Raw genomic sequence first — 9,124 nt, forward strand, 5'->3', positions numbered from 1 at the left:
GTTCTAACTATTCTTTCTATCTAAAATAAGGTCATATAAAAAGCATGAATGCTATTCACCAAGTTTGTAAAAGCATTAAGCCAAAGCAGAGTAGCAAGTCCAAAGCGCTTTTTACGAAAAGCGTGTGTTCCAGCTACTAGACAGACAGCACACAAAAGAGCTGTAAAAAATCCAAAAATACTGCGCTCCATTAGACTTCCTTTCTCTTTCTATATTCGATGGTAAAATCATAGGCATTTTTTTCATCTTTGCTATAAGATTTACTTGTAATAGTTTCAAAAGCAGTCAAGTCAAAATCTTCTGGGAAATAGGTATCCCCTTCAACTTGAGCATGAATTTGTGTCACAATAAGCTCATCTAAGAAAGGTTCAAAAAGCTGAAAAATTTGCTTGCCACCAAGGATGTATAGATTTTTATCCTGATGATGATACCAGTCTAAAACATCCTCAACATTTTGGAAGACCAGAGCACCATCGATTGTTTCTTCGGGATTACGCGTCAAAATCAAGGTTTCACGTCCTGGAAGCAATCGTCGACCCATCCCATCAAAGGTTACACGACCCATTAAAATGGCATGATTCAAGGTTGTTTCTTTAAAATGTTTTAACTCTGCTGGCAAATGCCAAGGTAAACGATCCTCTTTCCCGATTACACCCTTTTCATCTTGAGCCCAAATGGCTACGATTTTCTTTGTCATGCTTTCATCCTTTTCATTGATAGTTCTATTTTATCAAAAATCTTCAAAAAAGACTGTTTTGGAATGCCCTCCTGAATAGAAAAAATCCGTAGAAAACTTCTACGGATTTTTAGAAAAATACAGTATCTTACAAACCAGGTGCTTGTCCTAATTCTGCTGCAAGCATCCAGACTGTTTTTTCAAGGTCAGCTTTAGCACCAACGAAGATATCATTGGTTACATCATCACCTTCTTCATCTGTTACATCCAATGCTTTTTGGAAAAGAGTGATAAGGTAACGATAAATTTCAAGGACACGTTCCAAACTTTCTTCTACGTTACGGAACTCTCCAGCTCCTTCTTCGATTTCACTGTGTTGAAGGAATTCTGTCAAAGTAGAGTAAGGTTTGCCACCAAGAGTGATCAAGCGTTCGCTGATTTCATCAAGGTAACCATCAAGGCTATCCATGTATTCATCCATCTTAGGATGCCATACCATAAAACCACGTCCACGCATGTACCAGTGAACTTGATGAAGAGCGATATGCGCTACGTACAAGTCAGCCACGGCTTGATTCAAGACTTCCTTTGTTTTTACTAGCGCTTCAGGAGCTGTCTTAGATAATGTTGTTACATCTTTTAATGCATCTTTTTTCAATTCAACCATTTTTCTCACCTCATAATATTATTTTTGTAACCATATTTATTGATTACTAGCTCAGTATACTACACCTAGTAGACAAAAGCAAGAAAATTAACCCATATTAAAAAAGTTGTAATTGACTGATAATTTAAGAAAATGAGTGGCTATTTATCCTAGCTATTTTCTCCGTTTTTATTCGAAAATTGGCTTTGATAAAGGTCATAATAGAAACCTTTTGCGTTTAAAAGACTTTCATGATTTCCTTGTTCGATAATCTGCCCATCTTTAAGTACCAATATCTTATCAGCTTCTTGTATCGTAGAAAGTCGATGTGCAATGACAAAGCTTGTTCTTCCCTTCATCAAACGCTTCATAGCTTTTTGAATCAAGAGTTCTAAACGGGTGTCAACTGATGATGTCGCTTCATCAAGGATTAGAATTTTTGGATCTGCCAAGAGGGCACGCGCAATGGTTAAAAGCTGTTTCTGACCAAGAGAAATATTACTTGATTCTTGGTTCATTTCCATGTTATAACCGCCAGGAAGAGTGCGGATAAAGTGGTCTACATTGGCAGCCTTAGCTGCTTCAACGATTTCGTCATCTGTTGCCTCAAGATTTCCAAAGCGAAGATTTTCCTTGATACTGCCTTCATAGAGCCAGGCATCCTGTAGGACCATACCAAACTGTCGACGATAGTCCTGACGAGACAAGTCACGAATATCTTGGCCATCCACTAAAATGGCACCAGCTGTCACATCGTAAAAACGCATGAGAAGGTTAATCAAGGTTGTTTTCCCTGCTCCAGTAGGTCCAACGATAGCTACCATCTCTCCAGGTTCAACATCTAAATTAAAATTGCGAATCAATGGTTTGTTTTCCACATATTGGAAATCGACATTTTTGAAACTAACTTGACCTGTCAATGGTGCTAGTTCTTTCAGTTCAGCGGTTTGGACTTCTTCCTGTTCATCTAGAACTTCAAAGACACGGTCAAGCGAAGACTTAGCACTTTGCATTTGTCCTGCTAATTGAGTAATATTTTGGATTGGTTGGCTGACTTGCCACACATACTGAACAAAAGCCTGCATATTACCAATCGTCAAGCGCCCTGCAATAACCTGCAAACCACCTAAGACAGCAACAATCAGGTAGGTTAAATCAGATACGATGTGAAGGGCAGGCATCATCAATCCTGAAATAAAGCTAGCCTTGAATCCGACTTGTTGCAATTCATCCGTAATCTTTTCAAATCTCTCTTGAGAGTTTTCTTCACGTCCGAAAAGTTTTAGAACATTGAAACCTGTCAAGCTTTCCTGTACAAATCCATTCATTTGTCCCAGAATGGCTGCTTGCTGTTTAAAGTATGGTTGCGAACGATTCAGAATCGTTTTAGCCCCAAAATAAGTTATCGGAATCGACAAGATAACAATGATAGCCAACTGAAGATTTAGATAGAGCACCATTCCCATAACAAAAAGAATGGTAAAGACTGCATTGACAATCTGTAAGAAGGATTGTTGAAGGGCATTTGAAACAGTCTCTACATCACTGGTAAAACGGCCTAACAAATCTCCAAACTGGTGCTTGTCAAAGTAAGACACAGGGATGCGGTTGATTTTTTCACTCATTTCATTTCGCAAATCCTGTACCATAGACTGCACAGCATTGGTCATAAAGTAGTTTGAGTAGTAAGAACCCAACTCATAAAAAAGACCACGCAAGAGATAGATCATCAGAATCACTGCGATATAGCTGGTATTAATCCCTGCTCCTGCAACACCATTTGCCATGGCAAGGAGGTTGCTGGTTAACTCAGTGATAGCAAGTCCCAATACGAAAGGCTCGATAACACTCATAATGACGCTGACTATTTTCAAGAAGACTGCAAAGAAAACAGAGAAACGGTAGGCTTTTAAATAGCTCCATAGACGAGCTAGACTCGATTGTTGTTTCATCCTTTACCTCCTATTCTTCTGTCAGAGACGCATTTTTCAACTGCGACTCAGCAATTTCTCGATAGATGTCATTGGTCTCCATCAATTCTTCATGACGGCCACGACCAACGATTTCGCCTTTATCAAGGACAATGATCTGGTCAGCATCCATGATAGTTCCGACACGCTGTGCAACAATCAATACCGTAGCATCTTGAGTCACTTCCTTGAGACGACGGCGCAAAATAGCATCTGTACGGTAGTCCAAGGCTGAGAAGGAATCATCAAAGATGTAGATGTCTGGACCCTTGATGACTGCGCGGGCAATCGACAAGCGTTGTTTCTGACCACCTGATAGGTTGCTTCCCCCTTCAGCCAGATGAGTCGCAAAACCTTCTTCTCGACTTTCGATAAAGTCTTTGGCTTGGGCTACATCAGCTGCTTGGTGCAAGTCCTCATGACTGGCATCCTCTTTCCCATAGCGGAGATTGTCTGCGATAGTTCCAGTAAAAAGCAAGGCCTTTTGTGGAATAAATCCAATCTTCTGACGGAGAGATTTGAGGCGGTAATCTCGTACATCAACACCATCGACCTTGATTTTCCCTAACGTAACATCGTAGAAACGAGGAATCAATTGAACCAGAGTAGACTTACCTGAACCAGTTGAACCGATAAAAGCAATGGTTTCTCCCGGTTTAGCAGTAAAGGAAATATTATGCAAAACAGGGCTTTCTGTTTCCCCAGGATAGGCAAAAGTCACATTATCAAATTCTAAGTAACCATGTGTTTCTGTTTCTTGAATTCCGTCCTCATTTGGATCAATGGAAATAGGCATATCCATGATTTCCTTCAAACGTTCACTGGATACGGCCGTTCTAGGGTACATGGTAAAGAGGTTTGACAAGAAAAGGAAGGACAAGAGAGCGTGGAAACTATACTCGATAAAGGCCACCAAATCCCCAATCTGCAAACTTCCCTGTTTGAGAGGATCCAAAGCAAACCAAACGATAGCTACAATCATAGCGATAATGATTTGCACAAATAGTGGCTCCGTCAAACCAGTCAATTTGAACAAGCGATTGGAATTATCTGCATAGATTGCATTTTTCTCTTCGAAACGGTTTTCTTGGAAGTCTTCACGAGCAAAGGCACGAATCACTCGTAGACCCATCAAATTTTCACGGACATACTGGTTAATCTTATCCAGTGTTTTCTGTTGCTTTTCAGATAAGGGACGCGTTTTGACCGCCACATAAATGACTACTACAGCTAGAAAAGGAACGGAAAAAGCTACAATCCAGGCTAGTGAAGGACTCGTCAAGAAAATCATGAGAATACTTGATAGCATCATCATGGGAGTGATAACACCCAACTTAAGCGTTTGTTCCGCAAACTGCATGAGGACAAAGGCATCACTGGTAATACGAGTAACTAGTGAAGACACACCAATTTGTTCATATTCGTGATGAGAATACTCTTGCAGCTTAGCATAGACATCATTTCGCATATCCTTAACCATATTCGTGGTCAGTTTACTAGCAGCATAAGCCAGAACAACCCGTCCAAATGTTCCCAAGACGATAATAACCAACATGATTACGGCCCAAAAATAGAGTTTTTCCTGATCACCTTGGTTGATTCCCTGGTCAATCATGCGGGCTAAAACTGTTGGTAAACCTAGATTGACAATGACAAAGCAAATTGCCCCGAGAAAGTCTAACACTAACCACTTGGGATAGCGTTTGAGATAAGACCAAATATACAGCATAATTCTCCTTTCTTTTTCTTCTAAAATGCAGAAAAGAGCGTGCTTTCGCACGCCATTTTACTAAAAAGAAGACAGGCAGCCAAAACCTCGAGAGAGGGAACTGTCTGTCTCAGATATTTAAGGCTTATTTTACAAAGTCAAGCAATGCCAAGAAGCTTTCTGGGTCAAGTGATGCACCACCAACTAGAGCTCCGTCAACGTCTGGGCAAGCCATGTATGAAGCAACGTTTTCAGGTTTAACAGAACCACCGTATTGAACACGAACTTTGTCTGCAACTTCTTGACCAAAGTCAGCAGCTACAACGTCACGAACAACTTTACACATTTTTTGTGCGTCGTCTTGTGAAGCTGATTTACCAGTACCGATAGCCCAGATTGGCTCGTAAGCGATAACTGATGCAGCAACTTGTTCAGCAGTCAATCCAGCCAAAGCAGCAGATACTTGAGCACCTACGAATTCAGCAGCTTTACCAGCTTCGTAAGTTTCAAGTGACTCACCACAACAGATAATTGGAAGCATACCGTTTGCAAAGATTGCTTTTGCTTTTTTGTTGATATCTTCGTCAGTTTCATGGAAGTAGTCACGACGTTCTGAGTGACCGATAACAACGTAGTCAGTACCGATTTCTTTCAAAACTTGTGGGCTAGTTTCACCAGTGAAAGCACCTGCATTTTCAAAGTAGCAGTTTTGAGCAGCAACTTTAAGGTTTGAACCTTTAGCAGCAGCAAGAACAGCTGTCAAATCAAGAGCTGGAGCAGCGATACCTGCTTCAACAAGATCTGATGAAGGAAGTTTTGATGCAACTGCTTCAACAAATGCTTTAGCTTCTTCTGGATTTTTGTTCATTTTCCAGTTACCAGCGATAAATGGTTTACGTGACATTTCACATACCTCTTTTTTCATTTTATTTTCTATTATTTTATCATATTTATAGATAGCTTGCAAATCTTACTCTGTAACTAGAAGCCTTATTTTCAAAAACTTTCCAGTTGCCATTTTTATTTAAAAGCTGGCTTGTGCCTCGTTAATTTGACCACTGCTTCTGTTCTAGCCGTGTGTGGAAACATGTCAACGGACTGGATATAATGCAGGTCATAAACCTCTAGCAATCGGACTAAATCACGCGCCAAGGTAGACACATTGCAGGAAACATAGACCATCTTTTCAGGAGCGTATTTGACAATGGTATCCAAGAGCTTATCATCTAAACCAGTACGCGGCGGATCCACAATCAAAGCATCTGCACGATAGCCTTCCTTGTACCAACGAGGAATAATTTCTTCTGCAGTTCCTGCTTCATAGTGAGTATTGGTATAACCCATACGCTTAGCATTTTCTTTGGCATCCTCAATAGCTTCTGGGATAATATCCATCCCTCTCAAACTTTTGACTTTTTTCGCAAAGGCAAAACCAATGGTCCCAACACCACAATAAGCATCAATCAGATGGTCGTCCTCAGTCACGTCCAAGGCCTTAACCGCTTCATTGTAGAGAATTTCTGTCTGTTCAGGATTAAGCTGGTAAAAAGCTCGAGGCGAAAGAGAAAATTCATAGTCTAATACACCCTCGCCTATACTATCCTGCCCCCAAATAATCTCTGTCTTATCCCCATAAATCTCACTAGTTTTAGCAGTATTGGTATTGACTGCGACAGTCACTACTTCAGGATAATCCTTGACTAAGTCTTTCACAAATTGAGTCAGATTCAATTGACGATTGGTCACAATGATAATCTGGACTTGCCCAGTTTTCCGTGCTCGACGAACCATGATAGTCCGAACTCCAAGAATTTTCCGTTCATCCGTAATCGGAATTTGATGGTAGGTCAAGAGTTCGGCAATGCGATTGGCAATCGCTTGTGTCTCCTTGTCTTGAACAAGACAGTCCTTTAACTCGACCAAATAATGGGAATTCTGAGCATACAAACCTGCCTTGACTTGACCTTTAAACTTTCGCGTTTGGAATTGCAGTTTAGCCCGATAATACTTGGGTTTCTGCATACCAATGGTTGGTCTGATTTCAAAATTTTCATAGCCAGCAGGTGCAAATTTCTTCAGAGCTTGATGGAGGAGATCCGTCTTGAATTCTAACTGCTTGTCATAATGAAGGTGCATGATCTGACAGCCACCACACTCATTATAAATAGTACAGTCTGGAACTACTCGAAACTTAGATTTTTTATTGACCTCAAGCAGTTTAGCCTCAACGTAGTTACGCTTAACCGAAGTCACCTGACAATAGATATCTTCTCCCTTGAGGGCTCCTGGAACAAAAACGAGGGTTTTCTGGAAAAAACCAATTCCTTCCCCGTTAATCCCCATACGCTTGATTTTTAATGGAATTTTTTGTTTGACTTTTAGATTCATAAGTCTATTATACCACGTAGTTTCTCAATGATTAAGAATATGTTACAATAAAACCATGAATACAAAGATATCTTTTTCCTCATTGGATTTTCCTGAGCAATTACGAACTTATATAGAGGGGGCAAATCTATCTGATAGCTCTTCTCATTCAGGCGCAAGAGTTCTCTATCTTGATTCAGGTTACTATTTAAAAATTGATCAAAAGGGAAGATTAGAGCGAGAAGCTAGCATTGCGAGTTGGTTTGAACAAGAGGGAATAGGAACTCCAGTCATCCACTATCTATCTACAGATAAAGACTACCTCCTGACTAAAGAAGCCATTGGTCATGATGCTCTCGCTTTTTTAGACCAGCCAGAAAAAATCTGCCGAACCATGGCAGAGGCTCTTAAAAAGCTTCACAACTTAAACCCACAAAATTTTCCATCAAAAAATCATTTAAAAACCTATAAAGAAAGAGCCTTTAAAAACTATGAAAAAGGGGAGTTCTATGCCAAGGCGCTCCTACCCCAATTCCAAATTAACAGTCGCAAAGAGGCCTTCCAACTCATCCAAGAACAAGGGCACCTTTTAGAAACAGATGCCTTTATTCACGGTGATGCCTGTCTACCAAACTTTATTCTAAAAGATGCTGACCACTTCTCTTGTTTTATTGATCTTGGTTTGGCTGATTTTAGTGACCGGCATATCGATCTCTTTTGGGCAGTTTGGTCCCTCAACTACAACTTAAAAGATCCCAAATATGCTGAACTATTTCTCGACTATTACGAGAGGGAACTGGTTGATAGCAACAAACTTCGACTCGTTGCTGCATTCGAAGCATTTGGATAAGAGGTAAACCATGAAAATCACAAAACTTGAAAAGAAAAAAAGACTCTTTCTACTTGAGCTTGATAGCGACCAAACCTGCTACATTTCAGAGGATACCATTGTTCGCTTTATGTTGACTAAAGGGAAAGAGATCTCAGCTGAAGAACTAACTGAGATTAAATCCTTTGCGCAATTTTCCTACAGTAAAAATCTAGCTCTCTACCACTTATCCTTCAAGGCCCGTACTGAAAAAGAAGTTAGAGATTATCTTGCCAAACATGAAATTGATGAGAAAATCATCCCCAAAGTTATCCAGTCTTTAAAAGATGATAATTGGATCAATGATCGCCAATATGCACAAGCTATCATCAATTCCAATCAGCTTTCAGGTGATAAGGGAAGCTATATGCTGATGCAGAAGATTTCTCAAAAAGGCGTTGCCAAATCTATTATCCAAGAAGTCTTACAAGAATTTGATATGACGGAAGTCGCAGAGCGCACAGCTGAAAAACTACTGAAAAAATACCAGGGGAAATTACCTGCCCGTGCTCTACAGGATAAGATTATCCAAAGCCTAACCAATAAAGGATTTTCCTACACAGAAGCCAAAACAGCCTTTGACCAATTGGATAGCCAGGTCGAAGAAGAAACCGTTCAAGAGCTGATTTTTAAAGAGTTAGATAAGCAATACCCAAAATATTCACGAAAGTATGAAGGATACGAACTGAAACAACGTTTGACCCAAGCTTTAGCACGAAAAGGCTTTGATTTTTCGGATATAGCCAGTGCTCTCAGAGAATATCGCTAAATTCCCAAACTAAGTTCCACTGCTAATCCAAGTGGAAGTTAGTCTGATAAAAATCCTAAAAACCAGTGGAATTCCGTGTCAGGGTAAATTCCACTGGTTTTACTAATGCTTGATTTCATC

The 9,124-nt window shown here is 40.1% G+C and carries 9 protein-coding genes; 2 read left to right on the forward strand and 7 right to left on the reverse strand.

Going from position 1 to position 9,124, the window contains the following annotated elements; all coding sequences use genetic code 11:
* Positions 1 to 20: 20 nt before the first annotated feature.
* The 7 genes from QM374_RS03935 to rlmD form a co-directional block, all read right to left on the reverse strand.
* Positions 21 to 191, reverse strand: a complete 171-nt coding sequence (locus QM374_RS03935) for a hypothetical protein (RefSeq protein WP_000442255.1) — start codon at positions 189 to 191, stop codon at positions 21 to 23.
* Positions 191 to 697 carry a dihydrofolate reductase gene (locus QM374_RS03940; protein WP_049527536.1) on the reverse strand — a complete coding sequence of 169 codons (507 nt, stop codon included), beginning with the start codon at positions 695 to 697 and terminating at the stop codon, positions 191 to 193. Before QM374_RS03940 ends, QM374_RS03935 begins: the two co-directional genes overlap by 1 nt.
* Positions 698 to 824: 127 nt before the next feature.
* Entirely contained in the window at positions 825 to 1,343 is a 519-nt protein-coding gene (locus QM374_RS03945; protein ID WP_214262271.1) for a Dps family protein, read from the reverse strand.
* 149 nt (positions 1,344 to 1,492) lie between these two features.
* Positions 1,493 to 3,274, reverse strand: a complete 1,782-nt coding sequence (locus tag QM374_RS03950; RefSeq protein ID WP_414310936.1) for an ABC transporter ATP-binding protein — start codon at positions 3,272 to 3,274, stop codon at positions 1,493 to 1,495.
* A gap of 10 nt (positions 3,275 to 3,284) precedes the next feature.
* Complete coding sequence (locus tag QM374_RS03955) at positions 3,285 to 5,021, reverse strand: ABC transporter ATP-binding protein (RefSeq protein ID WP_414310937.1); 1,737 nt, start codon at positions 5,019 to 5,021, stop codon at positions 3,285 to 3,287.
* 124 nt (positions 5,022 to 5,145) lie between these two features.
* A complete protein-coding gene (gene tpiA / locus QM374_RS03960; protein ID WP_414310938.1) occupies positions 5,146 to 5,904 on the reverse strand; it encodes a triose-phosphate isomerase in 759 nt (252 codons plus the stop codon).
* A gap of 116 nt (positions 5,905 to 6,020) precedes the next feature.
* Positions 6,021 to 7,388 carry a 23S rRNA (uracil(1939)-C(5))-methyltransferase RlmD gene (gene rlmD / locus QM374_RS03965; protein ID WP_414310939.1) on the reverse strand — a complete coding sequence of 456 codons (1,368 nt, stop codon included), beginning with the start codon at positions 7,386 to 7,388 and terminating at the stop codon, positions 6,021 to 6,023.
* A gap of 55 nt (positions 7,389 to 7,443) precedes the next feature.
* On the opposite strand from rlmD, the gene QM374_RS03970 reads away from it, so the two are divergent.
* The gene (locus tag QM374_RS03970) at positions 7,444 to 8,217 is read left to right on the forward strand and encodes an aminoglycoside 3'-phosphotransferase (RefSeq protein ID WP_414310940.1); all 774 of its coding nucleotides are present in this window, start codon (positions 7,444 to 7,446) and stop codon (positions 8,215 to 8,217) included.
* A gap of 10 nt (positions 8,218 to 8,227) precedes the next feature.
* On the forward strand, positions 8,228 to 9,004 hold the full coding sequence (gene recX / locus QM374_RS03975) for a recombination regulator RecX (RefSeq protein ID WP_414310941.1): 777 nt from the start codon (positions 8,228 to 8,230) through the stop codon (positions 9,002 to 9,004).
* Positions 9,005 to 9,124 lie beyond the last annotated feature (120 nt).

This window comes from Streptococcus infantis (genome assembly GCF_047465525.1).
Classification (GTDB): domain Bacteria; phylum Bacillota; class Bacilli; order Lactobacillales; family Streptococcaceae; genus Streptococcus; species Streptococcus infantis_R.

Bases quoted from the DNA above. Each gene is read 5' to 3' on its own strand.
- QM374_RS03935 (WP_000442255.1), bottom strand. From the start codon at position 191: ATGGAGCGCAGTATTTTTGGATTTTTTACAGCTCTTTTGTGTGCTGTC.
- QM374_RS03940 (WP_049527536.1), bottom strand. From the start codon at position 697: ATGACAAAGAAAATCGTAGCCATTTGGGCTCAAGATGAAAAGGGTGTA.
- QM374_RS03945 (WP_214262271.1), bottom strand. From the start codon at position 1,343: ATGGTTGAATTGAAAAAAGATGCATTAAAAGATGTAACAACATTATCT.
- QM374_RS03950 (WP_414310936.1), bottom strand. From the start codon at position 3,274: ATGAAACAACAATCGAGTCTAGCTCGTCTATGGAGCTATTTAAAAGCC.
- QM374_RS03955 (WP_414310937.1), bottom strand. From the start codon at position 5,021: ATGCTGTATATTTGGTCTTATCTCAAACGCTATCCCAAGTGGTTAGTG.
- tpiA (WP_414310938.1), bottom strand. From the start codon at position 5,904: ATGTCACGTAAACCATTTATCGCTGGTAACTGGAAAATGAACAAAAAT.
- rlmD (WP_414310939.1), bottom strand. From the start codon at position 7,388: ATGAATCTAAAAGTCAAACAAAAAATTCCATTAAAAATCAAGCGTATG.
- QM374_RS03970 (WP_414310940.1), top strand. From the start codon at position 7,444: ATGAATACAAAGATATCTTTTTCCTCATTGGATTTTCCTGAGCAATTA.
- recX (WP_414310941.1), top strand. From the start codon at position 8,228: ATGAAAATCACAAAACTTGAAAAGAAAAAAAGACTCTTTCTACTTGAG.